Source organism: Halothermothrix orenii H 168, assembly GCF_000020485.1.
In the GTDB taxonomy this organism is placed as follows: Bacteria; Bacillota; Halanaerobiia; order Halanaerobiales; family Halothermotrichaceae; genus Halothermothrix; species Halothermothrix orenii.
Genome location: NC_011899.1, coordinates 863,826 through 888,598, shown reverse-complemented (window position 1 = coordinate 888,598; position 24,773 = coordinate 863,826). Strand labels below are relative to the sequence as shown.

The following is a 24,773-nucleotide window of genomic DNA, read 5'->3' as shown; positions in this document are numbered from 1 at the left end:
AATATTTACTTCTATTTAAAAAGTAAATTTCCTCCCCCCAGCACCGTTAATTAATTTATACTTCTATAATATAATAACAGTACCACCTGTTCATGAATAATTGATTTTTTGCCATCAAGTTGGTTTGAAAATCCAGGTGACCTTTTTGTAGCCGGATTTGGAGCAGCAGCCCCCCTCTTTGCCTCAACTATGGCATCGTTCAATCTAACGCCGGTTGACTTTCCTGGGCTAATTCAGGTATTCCCGGGGCCATCTATCCTGAGTAATAAATAAGGATAGTAATAAAATGTTCCATCAAAATAATATAGCAAATAAGTAGTTATTAAGTACCATAGCTTTATTACAGATATCGGCAGGTGTATTTCCAGGAGTAGGTCATCTATTAAACGCCTTCAGACCTTGCCTATTATTTTGGAGGACTAATTCTTTCTTTTTCAACGTTATTTAAATATTTATTTTATTATATTATTAGTCTTATATATTCTTTTACCTGGTATTTTATAGAAAAAATAGTTTAATTGTTTTAATTCCTTTTAATTATTTTAATAAAAGATTCCTTAAAACTACCCGGTATTAATTTAAGTTCTTTGGATTATAATAAAAACAGTAAATAATTATACTAATGGAGGGAATAGTATATGGGTCAGAAAGTATCAGAAGTTATTATTGAACAACTCCATAACTTTGGTGTAAAGCATATATATGGGTACGCCGGTGATACCATCTTGAAATTTTTTTCAAAGCTAAAGGGGTCACCGGTCAAGCTCTTCACAACTAAACATGAATCTACCGCAGGTTTTATGGCCTCAGCTGAAGCAAAATTAACCGGAAATCTGGGTGTCTGTATTGCCCACAGTGGTCCTGGCACTACCAATATTATTAATGGTATTGCTGATGCGTACAGTGATCGAGTCCCACTCCTTTTAATAACTGGACAGGTTCCCACTTATAATATTGGAACCGACTATAAGCAATATGTGGATCAGTTAAAACTCACTGAGCCCCTGACCGTTTATTCCAGTATCTTAATAAATCCGGCCACAGTTATCGATATTTTCTACAAAGCCATGACAATGTCAATTTTAAAAGGAGGAGTAAGTCACATTGTTATTCCTATGGATCTGTGGGATCAGGAAACAAATGCTATCCCCAGGCCTTATCCTGAACATTTAAATCATAAACAAACAGTTGACGAAAACCAGCTTGATAGAGCTGCTACCAGTATAAATAACACTGAAAAAATTTCTATTCTTTATGGTAGAGGTGCTAAAAACTGCCGTCAAGAATTAATAGAGCTGGCCCAGAAAATTAATGCACCGTTGATTAACACCCTTCCTGTAAGTGGGTTGATCGAATTTGGTCATCCCCTTAGACTCGGCTGTCTCGGACATGCGGGAAGCAATGAAGCAGCCCGGGCCCTCAATGAAGCAGATTTAATATTAACTGTGGGAGCTACCTGGTGGCCTAAAGATTATACCCCCAGAAAACCCCGGCTAATTCAACTTGACCTGATAAAAGAAAATATCGGGGCTACACATCCAGTTGATATTGGTCTTATAGGAGATATCAAAAACACCTTACAGACACTTTTATCGAAAATAAATTCAAAAAATGAAACAGGTTGGTTAGACCATATAAAGGATTTAAGAAATAACTGGATGGATAGAATCACCAAAGAATCACACCAGGAAAACTGGCCTCTTCCGCCCCAGACTATAATAAGAATAATTAGTGAAAATACTCAACCTGATGAAATAATTTGCCTTGATTCTGGAGATAATGTTATATGGTTTGGTCGGTATTTTGGTAACAAATGTGCCCATACACTGATTTCGGGGACATGGCGAACTATGGGGTTCAGCCTCCCTTCTGCCCTGGCAGCCAGAATTAATAAACCAAATAATCAGGTAACCTCAATTATAGGTGATGGAGGTCTATCTATGGTTCTGGCTGAAATCTCGACAGCAGTTAGATATAATTTACCCATAAAAATAATTGTTTTAAATAATAACTCTCTGGCAATGGAAAAAAACAGAATGGAGGCCGCCGGGTTAGTACCTGAAGAAGTCGAACTTACAAACCCTGATTTTGTTAAAATAGCTAAAGCCTGTGGATTTGAAGGAAAACGTGCCAATAATATTAATGAACTTCAGGCTCTTTTAAAGGAAAATAAACAGACAAATGGTCTCTTAATTGATATTCCAACAGCCAGCTATCCCCCATCAGGAACTAAATTATCTTGAATATAGACCAATATATAAAATCATGTATATTTTTTAGTAATGTTACCTTGATTTTAAAAAACCTATATGGTATATTTATTTATAAATTAATTAAATATATTGTCCAAATTTGATGAAGGGGAGAGTAAGGTATATTAACTGGTTACCAGCGAGTCAGGGATGGTGGAAGCCTGATAACCATAATATATCTGAAGCGCACCCCGGAGAAGTCAATCTGAACCACTGAAGTAGGGTTGACCGGTACTTACCGTTAACAGATTAAGCGGGTATAATTTTTATAGTTATACCAAGCAGAGTGGCACCACGGGAACAACTCTCGTCTCTATCAGGAGATGAGGGTTTTTTTATTTCTGTAAAATACTTTATTTAAAACAGTCTAATTCACTATGGAGTAAATTTCGACTTTAATTTAAAAAGGAGGTAACTGGAATGATTGACTTTAAAGAAAAACTTGTAGACCTTATCAGTCAAGAAATTAATGATTTAAATGTTGAAGAGATTGAACATCTTATTGAAATTCCTCCTCAACCGGAAATGGGGGATTATGCTCTCCCCTGTTTTAAATTTGCCGGGATATTTAAAAAAGCACCAAATATTATAGCTGAGGAGATTGCCAGTAAAATTGAAGGTAATAGTTATTTTAGCAAAGTTGTAAACACCGGCCCTTATGTAAATTTCTTTATCAATAAAGAGATTTTTGCTGAAACTGTCCTCGAAGAAATATTACAAAAGGGTAAATACTATGGAGCCAGAAATATTGGAAAAGGAAAAAATGTTATTGTAGAGTTTTCCTCTCCTAATATTGCAAAGCCTTTCCATATAGGTCATATCAGGACAACCGTTATCGGTCACGCCCTGAGAAATATTTATAACTTTCTGGGATATAATGCAATTGCCATTAACCATCTCGGTGATTATGGAACCCAGTTTGGTAAATTAATTGTTGCCCTTAATAAATGGGGTGATAAAGATAAAATTAAATCAAACCCCATTCCCGAATTCTTAAAACTGTATATTAAATTTCATGAAGAAGCAGAAAAAAATCCTGAACTTGAAGAAAAAGCCAGAAGTTGGTTTAACAGGCTTGAAAATAAAGATGAAGAAGCAATGGATTTATGGAAATGGATCAGGAACATGAGCCTTAAAGAATTTAAACGGGTTTATGATATGCTCGGTATAGATTTTGATTCTTATGCCGGGGAAAGTTTTTATTCTGACATGATGCCTGATGTAATTGAGGAGATGGAAGAAAAAGGTCTCCTTCAGGAATCACAGGGGGCTAAAATTGTTGACCTTGAAGAATATAATATGCCACCGGCCATGATTGAAAAAAGTGATGGCTCAACCCTCTATATAACCAGAGATATTGCCGCCGCTATTTACAGGAAAAAAACATATAATTTTTATAAAAACATTTATGTTGTCGGTTCTCAGCAAAAACTTCATTTTGACCAGTGGTTTAAGATTATTGAATTAATGGGCCATGAATGGGCCAGGGATTGTATCCATGTTCCCTTTGGTATGGTAAGTCTGGAAGACGGTACCATGTCTACCAGAAAAGGTCGAGTCGTCTTCCTGGAGGATGTATTAAATAAAGCAATTGAGAAAACCAAAGAAACAATTGAGGACAAAAACCCCGATCTTGAAAACAAAGAAGAGGTTGCAAAAATAGTAGGGATAGGTGCTGTAATTTTCCAGGAACTTTATAATAGTAGAATAAAAGACTATGTCTTCTCCTGGGATCGAACCCTATCTTTTGAGGGAGAAACAGGACCCTATGTTCAATACACTTATGTGAGGACAAAAAGTGTCCTGAATAAGAGCAATTATAAATTTAAAAAACTCGATGACTATTCACTATTAACAGATGAAGACGCCTTTAATGTTATAAAACTTATATCACAATTCCCGGACACTATCATAAAGGCTTCTGAGAGGTATGAACCCTCTATTATTACAAGGCATATTACAGAACTGGCCAAGGCCTTTAATAAGTACTACCATGATAACCAGATTCTTGTAGATGACCAAAAAGTCAGGGAAGCAAGGTTGTTCCTGGTATATGCCGTAAATACTGTTCTTAAAACCGGTCTTTCTCTACTGGGTATCAAAACACCTGAAAAAATGTAAACCAATTATAGGATAAGTTATTCTGGCTATAAGTATAAAAGCCAAACCCACTATGGGTTTGGCTTTTCTTCATGTTATAAAGTTTACTACTTTAAAGTTTTTAATCACCCGGTAGATTATTATTTTAATAATTCTTTTCCTTTATTGACTGCATTTCAGGGTAACATTACCGGTACTTGTATGGATATAAAGATTAGAGGCATCAGTACCGCCAATAATAGCTTCTAAGGTATTATCACTGATTTCTTTTATCTGCATTTCTACCCCGTTTAAATCAAAGTTTAAATCACCTGTACCAACACTGGCGACCAGGTAGGTAGAAGGATCCCTTAATATTAATGAAATATCTCCAGTAGAAGTAGTTACCCTGTTATTGGTACCGGCCTCAAGGTTTAAATTGGCATCTATATCACCGGTACTGACATCAACATTTGTTTCACCACTGGCATAACCAATGTTAACATCACCGGTACCGACCTCCACCATTAAGGTGTCAAGGGCTTCATCGACTGTTATATCTCCGGTGCTTGTATCCAGAATTAAATCACCTTTACATTCCTCAACTGTAATATCACCGGTAGCAGTATAAAGTTCGGCATTGAAATTATCAGGAATATTAATTTCAAAATCAACTACTACCCGGTTGTCATATGTAAAATCGGGTAAGACGGGTTTTATATAAATATTATTAAATTCTTTTTTTATATCTACTACAGTAGCATCAACCGCCATCTCGGCCTTTGACTCTGATTCGGCCCCGGCTTTTATCTTAGCCTCAACCAGGATATAATCCTGGGACCAGTTATTTATTATTATATCACCTGTTTTATTTTCAAGATTAATAGTTACACCCGGAACATAATCAACTGTATAGTGCCTTACTGTCCCGGCATATTCATAAAAACACCCTGTAAGCATTAAAGCTATAAAAACTACAATTAATGAACTCAATATTAGTTTCCTGGACATGTTATACCCCCTGACTATTTTTTAAAAAATATTATTATATTTATCACTGTTACCGATTTCTACCCTCTTTTATGCTTGAAAAACAACATATGACTTATTGTATATATTATATAGTAATTTCCCTATATTAACAACAATTAAGTAAATACTTACTATTGATAAGATGGAATAAGGGCCACCACGGGTGGCCCCTTTTTTTTGATTATGTGGCCAGTTCAATGATTGCATTGGCATAGATTTTGGCATTCTTTATGAGGTCGTCAATATCTATATATTCATCCTTTTGATGAGCCAATTCAGGCTGTCCCGGGAATATGGGGCCAAAAGCTACAGCTTTCTCAACAGCCCTGGCATAAGTTCCCCCACCTATTGTTATTGGGTCCCTGTCATCCCCGGTAAATTCTCGATACACCTTCATCAATTTCTGTACCAGGGGATCATTCTTGGGTACATATAGCGGTTCCATATGTTCCATCTCTTCCAGTCTAAACTCAGTCTGATCAATTATTTGTTTAATACCATTTAAAACTTTATCTCTGGAGAGAGTCACGGGATAACGGATGTTTACTATAATTTCTCCAGAATTTTGATTAATATTAACCATACCCACATTAAAGGTTAGTGGTCCTGAGACATCATCACGTAAATGGCAACCGATCGATTCCCCGTAATACTCCATTCCAATTCTCTCCTTATAAAACTTAATAAATTTGCCCAGAGCATCATCAGTTGATATCATATCTGAAAGAAACACCATAAGCTGTGAGATAGCATTATGACCGTCTTCTGGCAGGCTACCATGGGCTGATTTTCCGTAAGATTTTATTATAAGACTCTCCCCGGACTTTTCAACCTCTAATTTAAACCCGGTCCTCTCTTTAAATTCATTGAGTTTACTAACAATTTCATCATGGTTAACAACAATATCAAATACTGCTTCACAATAATCAGGAACCATATTGGGGGCATTTCCCCCTTTAATAGATACTAAACCACTATTATTTTCATTATTAAATAAGGATTTAATTTTTATGTTCAGTATACCCTTTTCTCCAAGAATAACAGGATACTCAGCATCGGGGCTGAAGGCTGAATCAGGTATTTCTTCTTTTTCCAGATAGTATTTTAAACCTTCCCAGCCACTCTCTTCATCTGTCCCCAGTATCAATCTGACCCTCTTATTTAAATCAAAACCGAGATCATTAACCGCTTTCATGGCATATAGGGCGGCAACAGCCGGTCCTTTATTATCTAGAGTACCCCGGCCATAAATTTTATTATTATGTATCTCAGCACCATAGGGAGGGTAAGTCCAGCCACTACCTTCAGGAACTACATCAAGGTGGCAAAGGATTCCAACCATTTCTTTACCACAACCTATTTCTATAAAACCAGCATACCCGTCTACGTTTCCTGTCTTCAACCCTAAATTTCTGCCAATCTCCAGGGCTTTTTCCAGGGCATCACTGACCCCTTCACCAAAAGGTTTACCTTCCTGTCCCTTTTCCTCAACACTTCTGATTTTAACTAATTCCTGGGTTGATTTTATAATATCTTCCTTTAAACTATCTATTTTACTGTTAACTTCTGACCTCACGCCAAACCCCTCCTTTTTATTACTAATTAAAACTTCTCTATAAAAAGTATTTTCTCCTCTATTATATTACCTAAACTTAAAAATTATATAAATTAATTTATGAAACCTTAATATATACACAATATATACCCACAACAATCTTTTGATATTAACAACTACCTTTAAATAATAAACCTGAATAATTTATTCCTGGTATTTGACATCTTAATTAAATATTTAATTTAATCAATTATCCAATAAAAAGTTTTACTCTAAAATATTGACTTGTAAATAAAAGGGATTATCTTATTAAATAAAGAATATTAAAAGAAAGAGTAATCAGTTTTATAAAAAAGCAAAGGGGGAGATTATATGAAGGACTTAAATTTAAATCCAGATACACAGGTTAATCCCATAGCCCGGGAAAGATTTTATTCTGGTTCAAAAGAAGATGCTGTTCTTGTTATTCATGGTTTTACCGGTATACCCGCTGAAATGGAGTATCTGGGAAAAGAGATTAATAAAAAGACCGGTTATACAGTTTACATACCGCGGCTTCCAGGCCATGGCACTAATCGGCAGGATTTTTTAACCAGTGGGGCCCGGGACTGGCTCCGTAAAATTTACGATAGTTACCTTAATTTAAAAGCTGACTATAAGAATGTCCACCTGGCTGGCCTCTCAATGGGAGGATTGTTAGCTTTATTAACTGCCGCCAGATTTAATCATTCTGCTAAACTTATTCTGATTGCAGCAGCTCTTTACGCTAACCACCCTCTTTTACCCTATAGTCATATCATAAAATTTTTTAAGAAAGAAATTAAGAATGATCCTGAAGTATTACAGCTGGACGAAGAGGGTCTAACCCCTGAAGACAAACTATACCGTGAACACTACTGGGGATACACCTTCCCGGTCCAGGGGGCAGAATTACATAAATTAATGAGGCTTACCCGTAAAAAACTCCCCCAGATATCCTGTAATACCCTGATTATTGCATCAAAAAAAGATGATACTGTACCATTAAAAGCAGCCTATACCATAAAAAATAATATAAAGTCAAAACAAAAAAAACTGGTCATTTTGGAAAATTCCCCTCATGTAATAAATGATGGACCAGAAAAAGATAAATGTGCCAGAATTGTTACAGATTTTTTATTAAAAACTATTTAAGAAATAATATCGAATTTCGTGATTTGTTAGATAATCAACAGGAAGCAATAATAACAATACCCCTGACCAGACAATTAACCTGACTGGTCAGGACTGGTCAGGGGGAGCTATAAGAATAAATCACAGGTCAATATTAAAACAACCCTCTTACATTTTTTCTATGTTTTATTATATCTTCTGGAGAAGTGATACTTTTTTGTTAACTTAATTTCTCAAACCTGTCAACAAATTCTTTAAAGGTTGAAATGGCTGATTCAATGGGCTCAGGTGACGACATATCTACCCCGGCCTTTTTCAGGACGTTTAATGGATAATCAGAATCACCACTTTTTAAGAACTGGATATATCTTTGAACTGCCTTATCCCCTTCTTCTAAAATCTTATTGGCCAGGGCTGTTGCTGCCGAAAAACCAGTTGCGTATTTATAAACATAGAAATTGTAGTAAAAGTGAGGTATACGGGCCCATTCCAGTGCAATCTCCTCATCAGAAACAACATCAGGTCCGTAATATTCCTCATTTAATTTTTTATATATTTCCTTCAATAATCCAGAAGTTAAAGGCTGTCCCTGTTCTACTTTTTCATGAATTATCTTTTCAAACTCAGCGAACATAGTCTGGCGGTATACAGTACCCCGGAACTGTTCCAGATAGTGATTAATTAAATATTTTTTCTTCTTCTCATCTTGTGTGTTCTCAAGGAGATACTTGATAAGTAATGTTTCATTCAGGGTAGATGCCACTTCAGCCACAAAAATCTTATAATTAGCATACACAAAAGGTTGATTTTTGTTTGAATAATATGTATGGATAGCATGCCCCATTTCATGGGCCAGCGTAAAGACATTATCAAGGTTGTCAGTATAATTTAAAAGAACATAAGGGTGTACCCCGTAACATCCAGATGAATAAGCCCCTGACCTTTTTCCCTTATTTTCATAAACATCAATCCATCCAGAATTAAAACCTTCCTTCAAGATATTTAGGTATTCATCCCCCAGTGGTTTCAGGCCATTAATAACCATTTCTTTGGCTTCCTCATAAGGAATTTTTATATCAAGATCAGAAACCAGTGGAGTATAAATATCATACATATGAAGCTCATCAACACCAAGGATCTCTTTTCTTAATTTCATATATTTATACATAGGTTTAAGATTGTCTTTTATTGTTTTAATTAAATTATTATAAACATCAACTGGAACATTATCATCATCAAGGGCAGATTCGAGGGCTGAATTATATTTACGGACCCTGGCATAATATATATGGCTTTTTACAGCCGTATTCAGGGTACTGGCAAAGGTATTTATAAATTCATTATATTTACTGTAAAGGGCTTTAAAAGCATCTTTACGGACTCTTCTGTTTTTATTTTCCATAAGTTCAATGAACCTGCCATGGGTTACCCTGACCTCTTCACCCTTTTCATCTTTAATTATAGGAAAGGTAAGATCAGCATTATTCATCATACTAAAAATATTATAGGGACCCTGGGTAACTTCACCGGCCATTGCAATTAGCCTTTCTTCTTTTGCAGAAAGGTAATGATCTTTTTGACGCAGGATATTATCCAGTAAATGCCGGTAAAGTTTTAACCCCTCTTTTTCTTCAAGATATTTATTCATTTGCTCCCGGGACAGGGTTAAGATTTCTGGAACCATGAAGGATGTAATACTGGCCAGCTCATTATGTAGACTCTGCGCACGGTTAAATAAAGATTGATAAGACTGGTCTCTGGTATCCTCGTCCTGTCTCATGTGGGCATAAGCATAAAGCCTGGTGGCTACTTCTTCTACCTCCATAATTAAATTTAACCCGTCTAAAAGATTCTGACTGGAATTAACCAGCTTGCCCTGGAATGTAGCAATATCCTTTAATTTATCCTTTACCCTGTTAAAATCTTTTTCCCACTCTTCATCTGTTTTATATATATCCTCCAAATCCCATTTATACTTATCATCAATTTTATTTCTTTCGGGTAATTCTTTAGCCATACTCCTCACTCCTTTATGATTTATAAACAAATTTAAAACCATCCTTATTCAAATGTAATTTAAAAAATAAGAGTTAATAGGTCATAATAAGCCCCGGTACTGTCCCTGTTTAGAATAATAAGACTCGTGTTCTATAAGCCACCTTTTTCGCCAGAGGCCACAGGCATAACCCTTTAATTCTCCATTGCTGCCTATAACCCGATGACACGGTATTACTATAGGTAGAGGATTTTTTCCATTGGCCCTCCCTACAGCCCGGGCTGCCCCTGGTTTTCCTAATGCCCTGGCAATATCTCCGTAGGAACATGTCTCCCCATAGGGGATATTTAACAGCTCCTGCCACACTTTTTTCTGAAAATCTGTCCCTGCCGGGGCCAGAGGCAGGTTAAAATTACGCCTCTGGCCGGTAAAGTATTCATTTAACTGATTATAAACCTCTTTATTTAGTTCATAAAGCTGTTTACAGGTAAAGTTAATACTATAAAGGTTTTTATATTTATTGTCTACATTTTTAACAAAGGTTATGCTTACCAGACCATCTAAAGATAATGTAATTTCCATTAAACCCAGTGGAGAAGGATAATAATTTTTTATCACTTTATTTCACCCCTGAATCTTTTTAAAGATTCGGGTATATCAAATTTTCTTAAAAAATACCCCAGCAACATATAGGCTTCCCGCCTGGTCAATAATCTATTATCAGGAACCATTTTACTAAATTTGTTGGAAATCAAATCCATCTGGCAGGCCTTATTATAATATTCATCTACTTCCATGTTAAGAACTTTTTCACCACATGCTGTAAGAAGTAACATGGCAGCCCGATCCCGGGTTAAATAACTGTTAGTTGAAAGTGTTATAATACTTTCTGGAACCCATTCACATAAATTCGGGGCCTGTCGTTGCCTTAAACCCTTTATAATAATATAAGCAAACTGCTTCTCCCTGATTATCTCTGTTAATTTAAAATCATTCCTGTATCCGGCTACAACAAGCCCCCAGGATAACAGCTCTTCTAAATAGGGTCTGACAACACTATCTTCTATGATGTGATCGACAAAATCTTCATAATAGTTAATATCTCTATAAATCCCTAACGATTTTTGAACTTTTCTAATTATTTCTCTATGGTCAGTAATTTCAGCATAGGTTAAGTTTGATTTATGTGCATAATAAGTTATTAAACCTGCTGCCTCACCACAGGCCATACCTGTAGGTAAAACCCTGGCACTAGCAGCTGCCAGAGAACTATAACCACTGCTTCTGCCAACTACCATAACATTCTTAAGGTTTTTGGGAATTAATGAACGCATGGGAATACCATACACTACAGGATTAAAAAGAACAAACCCGGCAAATTCAGGTGTATAAGCCTGATAATCAAGGGGATAAGATGCTAAAGCCACTGTATCTTCAAAAATTTTATTTTCCAGCAAATCTACAGTCTTTAACTGGTATCTGGCTAAAATATGTCTTCCTTCCCTGATATATAACTCCTGGGGAAAATCCATCAAGACAGCCCTTTCAAAACCATCTACCTGTTTTTTTAAAAAAGCAAGGACATGTGCCGCTTCTTTTTTTCCCCTTTTATAAGCATCTTTTAAAGAGGTTTTATCAAGGGGATCAACCCCGAAAATCAACATAGAATTAATATAGGCTTCAAGCTGGCCCTTGTCATTTTTCTCAAATACAATGTTAAGACCCCTGAGCTTTATATTTTTATCATGGGGTTTATACATGTCCCCGATTCTAACAAAACCCCAGGCGTGATTATGATTAATATGAGCTGGTCCAAATTTGCCATCCTTAACAGCCTTTACCAGTCCTTCATAATTTATATTACCTATATGTAATACCAGGGTCACAGCCATATGGCGTTCTGGCAAACCAATATCAGCACCATTTTCAAAATAGGGTGCCCCGGCTCTTACTGCAAGATGGGCCTCCTGGCTTGAATCTATAAAATAACTGGCTTTAACTTCGATTAACTTACCTTTTTCCCTTAATATAAGACTATTTATATATCCCTTTTCTTTCTTTATTTTTATAAGTTCTGTATTATTCATAACCTTAATATTTTTTTCAGAAGCCAGCATATTCTGAAATACAGATATTGCCTTATCTATTCCAAAAGCTACCTGACCACCAACTCTCTGGTGCCATTCCTGAAAAAGACCTTTATTTAAATTACCTCCATGAGGTGAATAATTCAAATCAAGATAATTTAAACCACCGTATACCATCAAACCACCCGGTTTATCCCTTTCCATAACCAGCAGAGTCTTAACCCCTGACCTGGCTGCTGAAACAGCAGCCATAACTCCTTCTGGCTCTCCCCCATATACAACCAGCTGGTAATCTTCTATAATGGTCCTGGCTTCAACTATTACAGGAATAAATATAACTACTAAAGCTATCAGCACAAAATTGTAAAACTTTGAATAAAACATTTCCAACCTCCTGAAAAAAGGAGAGGGGATACCCCCCTCTCATATATCTTAAAATTTGGCATTACCGGGAGTTCTGGGAAAGGGAATAACATCCCTGATATTCTTCATACCAGAGATATACATTAATAGCCTCTCAAATCCCAGTCCAAAACCAGAATGGGGTACTGTTCCATACTTTCTAATATCCAGAAACCACTGGTATTTCTCAATATTCATATCAAGTTCTTTCATCCTCTTGAGCAGGACATCATACCGTTCTTCCCTCTGACTACCACCGATTATTTCTCCAACCTGGGGTACCAGACAGTCCACTGCCCTTACGGTTTTGTCATCATCATTAACCCTCATGTAAAAAGCCTTTATATCCTTGGGGTAGTCAGTCACCATGACCGGTTTTTTAAAGTGTTTTTCTGTTAAATACCGTTCGTGTTCCGACTGTAAATCCATACCCCATTTTACCGGAAATTCAAAATCCTCACCCGATTTTTCCAGTATATCTATAGCTTCAGTATAAGTTATATGGGCAAATTCAGCGTCTATAATTTTTTTTAAAATATCTATTCGACCTTTGTCAATCCATTTATTAAAAAATTCCATCTCCTCAGGACATTCATCAAGGGCATATTTAAATAAAAACTTAATAAATTCCTCAATAATGTCCATCATTTCCTCAAGATCACAGAAGGCCATTTCAGGCTCAATCATCCAGAATTCTGAGGCATGGCGGGAAGTATTTGAATTCTCTGCCCTGAATGTAGGCCCGAAGGTATAAACATCCCCGAGAGCAGTTGCCATTAATTCTGCTTCCAGCTGACCACTAACAGTAAGCCCGGCTTCTTCCCCAAAAAAATCCTGGCTAAAATCAATTTCTCCACCTTCGCTTAAGGGAGGATTTTGCAGGTCAAAGGTGGTAACTGTAAAAACCTCACCTGCTCCTTCAGCGTCACCGGTCGTAATTATCGGTGAATGGATATAGTGAAAGCCACGATCCTGGAAAAATTTGTGGATTGCATATGCCATTTTACTGCGGAAACGATTAACAACACCGAAGGTATTGGTCCGGGGGCGCAGGTGGGCAATTTCCCGTAAAAATTCAAAGGTATGTCTTTTTTTCTGCATGGGATAATCAACAGGTGCTTCACCGATTAATGTAATTTCCTCAGCCTTCATTTCAATACTCTGTTCTCTACCCTTAACTTCCTCAAGATAACCTTTAATTTTTACACTGGCTCCGGTATTAATACTGTCAAGCGGGAATTTATCTGGTTGAAGGATAACTATTTGCAGGTTCTTTAACGTACTTCCATCATTGATTTCCAGAAAAGCAATGTTTTTAGAAACTCTCTTGGTTCTCACCCATCCCAGTACAATTACATCTTTATAGTTATCAATATTTTTCTCCAATATGTTTTTAATTCTGGTACGTTCAAAATAATCCATGGCTTCTCCCCTTTCTTCAATATGTAGTATATCCTATAAAATAAAATGTACATCCAAATTATATATTTCTTTATAAAGAAATAAATACCTTCTCCAAACCAAATCATTTTATAAAACATTTTAACAATGTTAAATTAGTTATGTCAAGAAAACAAAAAATAAAACGGGGTTTATCCCCGTTTAGTATTCCTTCCATAGTTTTTTATTACTTGTTGATACTGCCAGGACTCCTTTATCGACAAGATTATCTATTTCTTCTTTTCGTCTTATTAACCCCCCCGCAATAATAGGACAGGGAAGCTGATGCTTAATGTGTTCAATAAAATATGGGGCAGCAATCCCCGGTAGTATTTCTACAGCATCCGGTTTATTCATTTCCAGCAGGTGTTCTCCAGTCTTCAGGGCAGCTGAATCGAGTAAAAAAAGACGTTGTATTGCCATTAAACCCTCTTTTTTGGCCGCCTTTATAAGATTACTCTTGGTGGTTACAATTCCATCACAGAGGTTATTAACAGCAAGATATTTAATGCCTTTTTTATCCCGGCCTATTCCATTGATTAAATCTATGTGGAGAAAAACCAGTTTATCCCGTTCCCTGGCCTTTTCCATAATTTCTGGCAGAATAAAAATATCTCCACAGAGTATAAAAAGGGCTATAACATCACTTGATAAAGCAAAATTGAGCTGACTGGTATCCCTGATACCGGCAATGACCGGGTGTTTTTTGAAATACTTTTTCAAATGTTTCATATCTTTTTTCCTCTCCTAGGCAGTAGCAACCGTTTTTTGGCCATTTTCCACCTTTCTGGCAATACTACGGGTAGCTACAAGCTTTACTCCGGTCCCGGCAAGATCTTTAATAATTACCTGACCCAGTTTAACTGGAGCTTTTACTGTAACTTTATTAATCTCTTTCATGGCATCATTGATCATTTCTCTTGGAATTGGATCAGCTGTTTTCACCGGAACAAGCGGTAATTCTCCATTAACAATTCTGACAGTAGTCGGCAAAATCCGGGTTGGATTTAAAAACTCTTCTTTTGCATATTCAAGCCCTTTGGGACAACCATAACCTGAAATTGACCCAATCTTTTTATCATTACTCTCAACAGTCATCCGGCACCCCTTGGGGCATCTTATACATATTATATTTCTAGTCATGACCGCCACCTTCCTCCTTATTAATTGAAATTTTTATTTTATCCATATTTTCCTTAATCAGGGCCTCAGGTAAATAGACAGTAACCATTTCTCCTGGAGTTACAATCGGTTTAGGATAGCTAACAATTTCATTACCGGTCTGGGGGTCTAATAACCTTACCCTGACCTTCTCCATCGGTTCCTTTACTCTCATAAACAGTTTAACTCTTTTTCTACTTTGATCTTTATAATCAATCTGGTGAGGAACAATGTATCTGACATTATCTTCCGGAACTAGTTTTATTGGTTTCTTACGGACAGTACGCTTCTTATTAAGATAACTGGATACAGCTCTTCCAGTAATTTCACCTTCTTCGGTTACATAATCAACCAGGTCATGAACCTGCAAAACATTACCACAGGCAAAAATACCCTCTATATCTGTTTCCCTTACTTCGTTTACTACCGGGCCTCCAGTAGTATTATCAAGTAAGATTCCCGCCTCTTTACTTAATTCATTTTCAGGGATAAGTCCTACTGATAAAAGCAAGGTGTCACATTTTATATCCTTTTCACTTCCGGGTATAACCCTGAATTTTTCATCAACTCTGGCTACAGTAACTTTTTCTACTCTATCCCGACCATAAATTCTGATAACTGTATGTTTTAAATATAATGGTATATTGAAGTCATCAAGGCACTGCACTTTGTTTCTTACCAGTCCTGATGAATAAGGCATTATTTCAAAAACACCTTTGACCCTGGCCCCTTCCAGTGTCAACCTCCGGGCCATAATAAGCCCAATATCCCCTGAACCAAGAATAACAACTTCCCGGCCCGGTATATACCCCTCAATATTAATATAACGCTGGGCTGTACCGGCAGTGAAAATTCCTGCTGGCCTATCTCCAGGAATTCTAATTGCTTCTCTGGTTCTCTCCCGACATCCCATTGCCAGAACTATAGCCCTGGCATTGACAACAAATAAACCCTCTTTTTTGTTAAGAGCATATATTTTTTTATCAGGTGTTACCCGGACCACCATTGTCTCTGTCATGACTTTAATTTTGGTATCACCGAGTTTTTCTATAAATCTCTCTGCATATTCTGGACCTGTTAACTCTTCTTTAAAATAATCAAGGCCAAATCCATTGTGAATACATTGTTGAAGTATACCTCCCAGGTAATAATCCCTCTCCAGCAGTAAGACTTTATTTACACCATTTTTGTATGCCTCCAGGGCTGCTGCCAGTCCAGCCGGTCCCCCACCAACAACTACAAGGTCATAGTTATACATTTTCACCAACACCTACCTCCATTTGTTCATATTGATGTTCCGTATCTTTTGTTTTTCTCATTAATATTTTTGATTCCCCGCCTTTTTTTGTTACCTCCAGGGGAGATATATTTAACTCTTCTGATAGTATTTCCAGAACCCGGTGTCCACAAAATCCACCCTGGCATCTTCCCATTCCTGCCCTCGTTCTTCGTTTAATAGCATCAAGGCTTAAGGCCGGTACCGGACGGTGAATAGCTGCAATTATTTCACCCTTTGTTACCCGTTCACATCGGCAAACTATTTCACCAAAATCTGGATTTTCCCTAACCAAATTATTCCACTCCTGTTCATGACTTTTTTCAAGTTTTTCTGAAAAACAGGGGTATTCCGGAAGAGTTTCCTTAAAATCATCCTTATAACTGATCTCAAGGGAAAACTCATCAGCTATATCTTTAAAAATTTCCTCTACCTTTTCTGCAATTGCTGGAGCTGAGCTTAATCCCGGTGACTGGATACCAGCAGCATGAATAAGCCCCTTAATGTGACTGGAAGAACCAATGATAAAATCTTCTCCTGAGGCTGCAGCCCTTAATCCAGCAAAAGAAGCAATTACATCCCTTCGATTTATTGAAGGAACAAGCCTTCTGGCCCCGTTATAAACCTCGTCAAGTCCAGATGTTGTAGTTGATACATCTTCAGGGTCTTCAACATTATAAGAATTAGGACCGATTAAGAGGTTACCGTGGACAGTAGGTGTCACCAGAATTCCTTTTGATACTGTACTGGGAATAGGGAACAATACGTGATTGACTTTATCACCCCATTCTTTATCGAGAAGGTGATACTCACCTTTCCTCGGGGTTATAGAAATACTCGAATCACCGGCTAAACTGGCAATATTCCCGGCATATACACCAGCAGCGTTTATAACTACTTTAGCAGCAATAAAACCTCTGTTAGTTTCTACCCCGGTAATCATACCGTTTTCAGTTTTTATGTTCCGGGCTTCTGTCAAAAGCATAACTTTAACTCCATTGAGGGCAGCACTATCAGCAAGGGCAATTGTAAATTGGTGTGGAGAAATAATACCGGCAGTCGGAGCATACAGGGCATACATGGCTTCTGGATTTAAATTTGGTTCAATTTCAAAAAGCCTTTTGCCCTTTACTATCTCCAGGTCTTTTATTCCGGCCTTCTCTCCATTTTCTTTTTCTTCTTTAAGTATTTTCAGGTCTTTATCATCAAAGCCAACTACCAGGGAACCAATCCGTTTAAAGGGAACCCTTAAATCTCTGCAAAGTTTATCAAATTCAGGGTTTGATTTGACATTCAATCTACCTTTAAGACTATCATAGGGTGCATTATAACCGGCATGTATAATACCTGAATTAGCTTTACTTGTACCCATAGCAACATCATGTTCTTTTTCAAGAAGAATAATATCAAGGTTATATCTGGCAAGTCTCCGGGCAATTGCACTTCCAACAACACCACTTCCGATGATAATAACGTCTGCTCTCATCTATATTCCTCCTTTTTGTTTAAATAAAAAAAGAGAACCACCTTACTGACCTTTATGTAATGAAGGCATACTTCACCCAGGTCAATAATAATGGTTCTCTCTTGTTCTCCACCATTTTTATTCTATTTTAGTAGTTAATTTTATTACCTAAATTAATTATATAATATTATCAGTTAAAAATCAATTTATAATTAAGTCTTACTCCAGCTAAGGGCTGCATTAATAGCTTTTTTCCATCCCCTGTATAATTGCTCTCTTTTTTCCCCTGACATATCAGGATTAAACTCCCGGTCAACTTTCCTTATCTTAAGTACTTCCTCCTGGTCTGTCCAGAAATCAATAGCCAGACCAGCCAGATAAGCTGCCCCGGCTGCCGTCGTTTCAGTGTTAATGGGTCTTTCAACCCGGGATCCGGTCATATCTGATAGGAACTGTAACAAAAGATTATTAGCAGCAGCACCTCCATCAACCTTTATATCCTTTAAATCAAGACCCGAATCTTCAACCATTGCCATTAAAACATCTTTACTCTGATAAATCAGTGACTCAATAGTGGCCCGGATAAGATGATTTTTATTAGTTCCCCTGGTTAGACCTACAATTATCCCCCGGGCCCTGGGATCCCAGTAAGGGGCACCGAGTCCTGTAAAAGCAGGAACAACATAGACACCTCCGGTATCTTCTACCTTACTGGCAAAATACTCAGAATCAGCAGCATCTTCAATTAAGTCAAGTTCATCCCTTAGCCACTGAATCGCGGAACCGGCGTTAAAAATACTTCCCTCAAGGGCATAATATATACCATCATCCAGGCCCCAGGCAATTGTTGTTAACAGTCCATTATCTGAAGTAACCGCTTCTTTTCCGGTATTCATTAACATAAATCCACCGGTACCATAGGTAATTTTAGTCATCCCCTTTTCATAACAACCCTGGGCAAAGGTAGCAGCCTGCTGGTCCCCGGCAATACCAGAAATAGGAACCTCCTCTCCGAAAAAATGATAGGGTACTGTATTACCGTAAATTGTCGAACTCGCTTTAACTTCAGGAAGTATACTCTCTGGAATACCAAGGATATCTAATAATTCTTCATCCCAGTCTAACTCATGAATGTTATATAATAAAGTCCGGGATGCATTAGTATAATCAGTGACATGGACTTTTCCCCCGGTAAGCTTCCATATCAACCAGCTATCAATTGTGCCAAACAGAAGGTCACCATTTTTAGCTTTCTGCCTGGCTCCGGCAACATTGTCTAAAATCCACTTAATTTTGGTCCCTGAAAAGTAAGGGTCAAGGACAAGACCCGTTTTTTCTTTAAATTTATCTTCCAGCCCATTATTTTTTAATTCCTGACAGATATCTGTAGTTCTCCGACACTGCCAGACAATAGCATTATAGACAGGTTCATCTGTATTTTTATCCCAGATTACTGTAGTCTCTCGCTGATTTGTAATTCCAATGGCAGCAATTTCTTTGGGTGAAATACCTTTTGACCTTAAGGCGCCACTCATGACACCAAGGATCGAAACCCAGATCTCATCAGGACTGTGTTCAACCCAGCCCGGTTTAGGGTATATCTGACTAAATTCCTGCTGTGACTTACTGACAACCTCACCCCGGTGATTAAATATCATAGCTCTGGTACTGGTTGTCCCCTGATCAATGGCCATTATATACTTTTTATTCACATAAATCCCTCCATTAAAATATGTCATAAAATAACAATAGCCTGTTTAATGTGCACATAGACATTAAACAGGCCTTTCTCCTCTCTCCGACCTGGTTATTAAACCTCTATTACTTAAATTATATTATAAAATAATATAGTTGTCAAAAAGTTTTTAATATTAACCCATTCTCATTATTGTTGATCAGATTTATGGATAATTTTATTATATTTGGAGACATATATGTTATAATCAGCTTCAGTGTATAAAACCATTTTAACCTTCTCGAATACCCCTTTGTATTTTGAAAGATATGTATAAATTGTATCTATCGCAATACCGGCTGCCCTGTCAACCGGAAATCTATAAGCTCCAGTACTGATGGATGGAAAGGCAATAGACCTGATCCCGTTTTTTCTCGCCAGGTCTAAACAGTTCCTGTATGCCTGTTTTAAGACTTCACCTTCATTTTTTTGACCACCATGCCAGACAGGACCAACGGTATGGATTACATATCTGGCCTTAAGCTTTCCACCGGTAGTTATTACCGCCTGGCCTGGAGGTAGTTTACCCTTTTTTTTCCTGATTTCCTTACATTCCTCAAGTATATCAGGACCACCAGCCCGGTGGATAGCCCCATCAACACCTCCTCCACCCATCAGTGAAGAATTAGCTGCATTAACAATGGCTTCAACCCTTTCCTGAGTAATATCACCTGTATCCAGGATTAATTGTGAACCTTCAATTTCAATTTTAACCATGACTAATTCCCCCGGTTATTTTGAAGTAACATTATACATCTATATTTCATAATATAAAATAATATCAAATAAATTAATAGACAAATAGAAAGGAGAATATCCATTGTTCTTTAGCGATAGAAACAGAGCCCGGGCCCTGGTCAGGGGGGGACCCCTTGCTCCGGAAATAAGGGGGGAGGTAATCTTCAAGAATGTTCCGGAGGGAACCTGGGTTTGTGCTGAAATTTATGGCCTCCCACCTTACCAGCCGGCCACAGAAGAAAGACCTCCAATCGGTCCCCATGGTTTTCATATTCACGGGTTTGGTAACTGTAAGGTTGGAAACCCGGAAGACCCCTTTAAGGCAGCAGGAGGCCACTGGAATCCCGAAAACCAACCCCATGGAAATCATGCCGGTGATTTTCCCGTTTTATTTTCAAACAACGGGTATGCCCGGATGTGCTTTTTTACCAACAAATTCAGGGTTAAAGATATAATAGGAAGGTCAGTTATTATTCATGAGTATCCCGATGATTACCGGAGTCAACCAGCCGGGAACTCTGGTCCAAGATTCGCCTGTGGTGTCATTAGATATTATTAATTATCTGGTCTTTAAAGCTCCGGGTGGTTCCCTGACCACCGAGGTCCGGAGTTAGACCCTTACCTTTAACCAGGGTTTTCTTAATAGCCTGGTCAAGTTTACTGGCTTTTTCACTTTCACCGATATGATTTAATAACATAATACTTGAGCGTAAAATAGCCACAGGATTGGCTACTCCCTTTCCGGCAATATCAGGGGCACTACCATGTACTGCTTCAAAAACTGCAATTTCATCTCCAATATTTGCCCCCGGGGTTACACCAAGCCCTCCAACCAGACCTGCCCCCAGATCTGATACTATATCTCCGTAAAAATTAGGCATTACCAGAACATCATAATCTTCAGGATTTTGAACCAGTTGCATACACATATTATCTATAATTCGCTCATTGTACTCAATACCAGGGTATTTTTCAGCCACCTTACGGGCCGTATCCAGAAATAACCCATCAGAAATTTTCATTATGTTGGCCTTGTGAACCGCAGTAACCTGCTGACGGTCATTTTTTTTAGCATAACTGAAGGCAAATTCTATAATCCTCTCACTCGCCTTTCTGGTAATAATTTTTATACTTTCGGCAGCAAAATCACTAATTTTATGTTCTACCCCGCTATATAATCCTTCAGTATTTTCTCTAACTACAACAAGATTAACCTTATCATAACGGGTTTTAAGCCCCGGTAAACTCTCAACAGGTCGTAAATTAGCATATAAATTGAGCTTTTTTCTTATAGCTACATTAACACTACGAAAACCAGATCCGACAGGTGTAGTAATAGGCCCTTTTAAGGCTACTTTATTTTTCTTAATGGATTCAATTACTTCATCAGGAAGTGGGGTGCCGTATTTATCCATTACCGACTTGCCGGCATTAACTACTTCCCAGTCTACATCAACCCCCAGTGCTTCAAAAACTTCAACCACAACGTCCGTTATTTCAGGTCCAATTCCATCTCCAGGAATCAAAGTTACTGTTATCATTTTAACCCCCCTTAAACATTTAAGGCTTCATACTCTTAATTTACCCTCAAGACCTTGTAATAACAGCCCCAATTCCAGCACATTTTGTAACCAGAGGGACCTGGTCTCTAAATGCCTGGCCTATTATAAAACCTATATCAGTAATAACCCACGATTCTTCACATCCTGACAGGAATGGGTATTCAATATTTATCTATGACAGTTTTTCCTCTTCCCATTCTTCTCCTCTTTCCTGTTTAAGGTCCTGATAGATATAAACAAGCTCTTTATCAAATAAAGCCCGTTTTAATTTGACGGCAAGGGATCTGACTTCTTTAAGGATTTCAGTGGCCTCATCATTATTTAAGCTTATTCCATATTCCTTAAACTTATTTATGATGGCATTTCTACCCGAGTGTTTCCCGATAACAATCTGTCTTGTTAACCCCACTTCTTCTGGTGAAAATATTTCATAAGTACTGGCATTTTTAATAACCCCATCGGTATGAATACCGGATTCATGAGCAAACATGTTACTGCCTACAATAGGTTTCCAGGCAGGAACAGGGCGGTTAGAAGCCATTCCGACATATTCATTAAGTTCCCTGAATTTACTTGTCTTAAAATTGAGATCAATATTATATAGATATTTTAAAGCCATAACTACTTCTTCAAGGGCTGCATTCCCGGCCCGCTCTCCAAGACCGCCTACGGTAACCCCTACATAATTGGCACCGGCTTTAACTCCAGCTAAAGCATTGGCAGTAGCCAGGCCAAAATCATTATGGGTATGCATCTCTACATCAATTCCTATTTCGTTTCGTATTAATTTGACCTGTTCATAAAGCTGAAAAGGCTCCATTGTTCCTACAGTATCACAATAACGGAGACGGTCAGCTCCGGCTTCTTTAGCTTCTTTAGCAAACCTTAATAAAAAATCCATATCTGTCCGGGAAGAATCTTCAGCATTGACAGACACATATAAGTTATGTTTTTTAGCAAACCTGGTTGCCTCCACCATGTTTTTCAGGACCCAGTCCCGGTCTCTTTTTAGTTTATGTTTAATATGAATATCAGAAGTAGATATAGAAATAGCAACAGCATCAACCCCACAATCAATTGACTCTTTTATATCTGAAATAACTGCCCGGTTCCAGGCCATGACACTGACATCGAGATCTGCTTCTACAATACTTTTTATTGCCTTTTTCTCATCACCACCCATAACCGGAATCCCGGCCTCAATCTGCTGTACCCCGATCTCGGCCAGGAGTTTGGCAATCCTTATTTTCTCTTCATTGGCAAAAACAACACCTGCTGTCTGCTCACCATCACGTAATGTAGTATCAACAATCTTTATTTTCCTTCCCATGATTACAACCCCTTTCTAAGCTGCTCTATTCTATCTACTTAAAAAACTATAAATCCCCAATAATATATATTCTTAACTATGTTTTTTTATTCATAAAAGAATAATTAAAAATATTATAATGAAAAAATAAATCATCTTTTATTCCTGTCATAACAACCTTTTAATCTTTTATACAAAAGTTAGTTAATTTTGGCTGCTTATTATTATACATTATCAAAAACCTTTAGTCAAATAAAGTATCAAACCACACTTTGGTTTATCGAGCCTGTTTCTGAGTAATATTCCCCAGTTCAAATTGTCTGTGAAGGGTTTTAAGGGCTTTTTCAGCCTGGTTTTCCCTTATTAAACAGGAGATCTTTATATCAGATGTAGTAATCATCTGAATGTTAATATTTTCATTCCCCATTATTTCAAACATTTTTCCGGCTATACCGGGTGTTGATATCATTCCAGCTCCCACTATTGATACTTTGGCTACCCTGGTATCGATTTCAACACCACCGGCATTTAATTCTTCTGCAATCCGGTAAATAACCTTTTTACATTTAATTAAATCTTCTTTATTTATGGTAAAAGTAATATCATTTCGGTTATCATACTGCAGGTTCTGGATAATCATATCAACGTTTATATTATATCTGGCCAGTTCTTTAAAAATTTTCCCGGCAACACCTGGTCTATCAGGTACTTTTTGTACAGTTACTTTTACCTCATCTTTTTCACAGGTTACCCCGGTAACACTTCTCCTCTTCTCCATGTCATCAACCCCCTTTACTACCGTACCTGGTTTATAATTAAAACTTGAGGCTATATATAGTTTTAAATTATAGGCTTTGGCCAGTTCCACAGAACGGGGATGAAGGACTTTAGCCCCTAGATGGGCTAGCTCCAGCATTTCATTATACGATATATAATCAAGCTTTACCGCTTCAGGTACAACCCTGGGATCGGTAGTATAGATCCCTTCAACATCTGAATATATTTCACACCTTTCTGCCCCCAGGGATGCTGCCAGAGCAACGGCAGTTGTATCAGAACCACCACGCCCCAGTGTTGTAAAATCATTATTACTGTTAATCCCCTGAAAACCTGCTACCACTACAATTTTACCCTGATCCAGTTCCTCAATAAGCCGGTTATTATCAACACCTAGTATTTCAGCTTTATTATGATGGTCATTGGTCTTGATCTGGACCTGACTTCCAGTCAGGGAAATAGCGGGATAACCTCTTTCCTGGATAGCCATTGTGAGAAGCGCAATTGAAACCTGTTCTCCTGTTGTTAATAGCATATCCGCTTCCCGTGGATCGGGGTCACTTGTAACCCCTTTCATGAGCTTGATTAGCTTATCAGTGGTATCACCCATTGCTGAAACAACTACAACCAGTTTGTTACCACTTTTATATTCTTTAATGACACGGTCGGCAACATTTTTAATCCTTTCAATAGTTCCCACCGATGTACCACCGTATTTTTGTACTATTAAAGCCATAATACCAACTCCATTCGCT

20 protein-coding genes and 1 other annotated feature are annotated in these 24,773 nt (G+C 37.6%); of the genes, 4 read left to right on the top strand and 16 right to left on the bottom strand.

Annotated features, from left to right (window positions below; translation table 11 throughout):
• Positions 1-50 precede the first annotated feature (50 nt).
• The gene (locus HORE_RS12885) at positions 51-203 is read right to left on the bottom strand and encodes a hypothetical protein (RefSeq protein ID WP_167935757.1); all 153 of its coding nucleotides are present in this window, start codon (positions 201-203) and stop codon (positions 51-53) included.
• Positions 204-638: 435 nt separating this feature from the next.
• On the opposite strand from HORE_RS12885, the gene HORE_RS04320 reads away from it, so the two are divergent.
• Both HORE_RS04320 and argS read left to right on the top strand, forming a co-directional pair.
• Positions 639-2,243 carry a thiamine pyrophosphate-binding protein gene (locus tag HORE_RS04320; protein WP_012635767.1) on the top strand — a complete coding sequence of 535 codons (1,605 nt, stop codon included), beginning with the start codon at positions 639-641 and terminating at the stop codon, positions 2,241-2,243.
• A 103-nt stretch (positions 2,244-2,346) separates the two neighbouring features.
• Positions 2,347-2,570: a binding site (T-box leader), on the top strand.
• Between the two features lie 102 nt (positions 2,571-2,672).
• A complete protein-coding gene (gene argS / locus HORE_RS04315) occupies positions 2,673-4,373 on the top strand; it encodes an arginine--tRNA ligase (RefSeq protein ID WP_012635766.1) in 1,701 nt (566 codons plus the stop codon).
• Between the two features lie 141 nt (positions 4,374-4,514).
• Here the strand turns inward: argS and HORE_RS04310 are convergent, their stop codons facing one another.
• Complete coding sequence (locus tag HORE_RS04310) at positions 4,515-5,342, bottom strand: DUF4097 family beta strand repeat-containing protein (RefSeq protein ID WP_012635765.1); 828 nt, start codon at positions 5,340-5,342, stop codon at positions 4,515-4,517.
• Positions 5,343-5,544: 202 nt separating this feature from the next.
• Positions 5,545-6,939 (bottom strand): dipeptidase PepV, encoded by a 1,395-nt coding sequence (pepV, locus tag HORE_RS04305; protein ID WP_012635764.1) that lies wholly within the window; start codon positions 6,937-6,939, stop codon positions 5,545-5,547.
• Between the two features lie 351 nt (positions 6,940-7,290).
• Between pepV and HORE_RS04300 the strand changes: the two genes are divergently transcribed.
• On the top strand, positions 7,291-8,091 hold the full coding sequence (locus HORE_RS04300) for an alpha/beta hydrolase (RefSeq protein ID WP_012635763.1): 801 nt from the start codon (positions 7,291-7,293) through the stop codon (positions 8,089-8,091).
• Between the two features lie 199 nt (positions 8,092-8,290).
• Here HORE_RS04300 and pepF read toward each other — a convergent pair whose 3' ends face one another.
• The 10 genes from pepF to HORE_RS04250 all read right to left on the bottom strand — a co-directional run bounded on the left by pepF (position 8,291) and on the right by HORE_RS04250 (position 20,349).
• Positions 8,291-10,087 (bottom strand): oligoendopeptidase F, encoded by a 1,797-nt coding sequence (gene pepF / locus HORE_RS04295; RefSeq protein WP_012635762.1) that lies wholly within the window; start codon positions 10,085-10,087, stop codon positions 8,291-8,293.
• 81 nt (positions 10,088-10,168) lie between these two features.
• Positions 10,169-10,684 (bottom strand): methylated-DNA--[protein]-cysteine S-methyltransferase, encoded by a 516-nt coding sequence (locus HORE_RS13175; protein ID WP_012635761.1) that lies wholly within the window; start codon positions 10,682-10,684, stop codon positions 10,169-10,171.
• Positions 10,681-12,537, bottom strand: coding sequence for an FAD-dependent oxidoreductase (locus tag HORE_RS04285; protein ID WP_012635760.1), 1,857 nt, complete (start codon positions 12,535-12,537; stop codon positions 10,681-10,683). Before HORE_RS04285 ends, HORE_RS13175 begins: the two co-directional genes overlap by 4 nt.
• 48 nt (positions 12,538-12,585) lie before the next feature.
• Positions 12,586-13,977 (bottom strand): asparagine--tRNA ligase, encoded by a 1,392-nt coding sequence (gene asnS / locus HORE_RS04280; RefSeq protein WP_012635759.1) that lies wholly within the window; start codon positions 13,975-13,977, stop codon positions 12,586-12,588.
• A gap of 180 nt (positions 13,978-14,157) precedes the next feature.
• A complete protein-coding gene (locus HORE_RS04275) occupies positions 14,158-14,727 on the bottom strand; it encodes a glycerol-3-phosphate responsive antiterminator (protein ID WP_012635758.1) in 570 nt (189 codons plus the stop codon).
• A gap of 15 nt (positions 14,728-14,742) precedes the next feature.
• Positions 14,743-15,138, bottom strand: a complete 396-nt coding sequence (locus tag HORE_RS04270; protein ID WP_012635757.1) for a DUF1667 domain-containing protein — start codon at positions 15,136-15,138, stop codon at positions 14,743-14,745.
• Positions 15,131-16,414 carry an NAD(P)/FAD-dependent oxidoreductase gene (locus HORE_RS04265; protein WP_012635756.1) on the bottom strand — a complete coding sequence of 428 codons (1,284 nt, stop codon included), beginning with the start codon at positions 16,412-16,414 and terminating at the stop codon, positions 15,131-15,133. Before HORE_RS04265 ends, HORE_RS04270 begins: the two co-directional genes overlap by 8 nt.
• The gene (locus HORE_RS04260) at positions 16,407-17,918 is read right to left on the bottom strand and encodes an NAD(P)/FAD-dependent oxidoreductase (RefSeq protein WP_012635755.1); all 1,512 of its coding nucleotides are present in this window, start codon (positions 17,916-17,918) and stop codon (positions 16,407-16,409) included. Before HORE_RS04260 ends, HORE_RS04265 begins: the two co-directional genes overlap by 8 nt.
• A 191-nt stretch (positions 17,919-18,109) precedes the next feature.
• The gene (gene glpK, locus HORE_RS04255; protein WP_012635754.1) at positions 18,110-19,609 is read right to left on the bottom strand and encodes a glycerol kinase GlpK; all 1,500 of its coding nucleotides are present in this window, start codon (positions 19,607-19,609) and stop codon (positions 18,110-18,112) included.
• A 173-nt stretch (positions 19,610-19,782) separates the two neighbouring features.
• Positions 19,783-20,349, bottom strand: coding sequence for an O-acetyl-ADP-ribose deacetylase (locus HORE_RS04250; RefSeq protein ID WP_012635753.1), 567 nt, complete (start codon positions 20,347-20,349; stop codon positions 19,783-19,785).
• A gap of 103 nt (positions 20,350-20,452) precedes the next feature.
• On the opposite strand from HORE_RS04250, the gene HORE_RS04245 reads away from it, so the two are divergent.
• Positions 20,453-20,929: a superoxide dismutase family protein gene (locus HORE_RS04245; protein ID WP_012635752.1), complete on the top strand. Its 477-nt coding sequence runs from the start codon at positions 20,453-20,455 to the stop codon at positions 20,927-20,929.
• Here HORE_RS04245 and HORE_RS04240 read toward each other — a convergent pair.
• From HORE_RS04240 to HORE_RS04230, 3 genes are all read right to left on the bottom strand, one after another.
• A complete protein-coding gene (locus HORE_RS04240) occupies positions 20,916-21,911 on the bottom strand; it encodes an isocitrate dehydrogenase (NAD(+)) (RefSeq protein WP_012635751.1) in 996 nt (331 codons plus the stop codon). The two genes, HORE_RS04245 and HORE_RS04240, sit on opposite strands and share 14 nt — an antisense overlap.
• A gap of 193 nt (positions 21,912-22,104) precedes the next feature.
• On the bottom strand, positions 22,105-23,262 hold the full coding sequence (gene nifV / locus HORE_RS04235) for a homocitrate synthase (protein ID WP_012635750.1): 1,158 nt from the start codon (positions 23,260-23,262) through the stop codon (positions 22,105-22,107).
• A gap of 256 nt (positions 23,263-23,518) precedes the next feature.
• Complete coding sequence (locus tag HORE_RS04230; RefSeq protein ID WP_041606366.1) at positions 23,519-24,754, bottom strand: aspartate kinase; 1,236 nt, start codon at positions 24,752-24,754, stop codon at positions 23,519-23,521.
• Between the last annotated feature and the right edge of the window lie 19 nt (positions 24,755-24,773).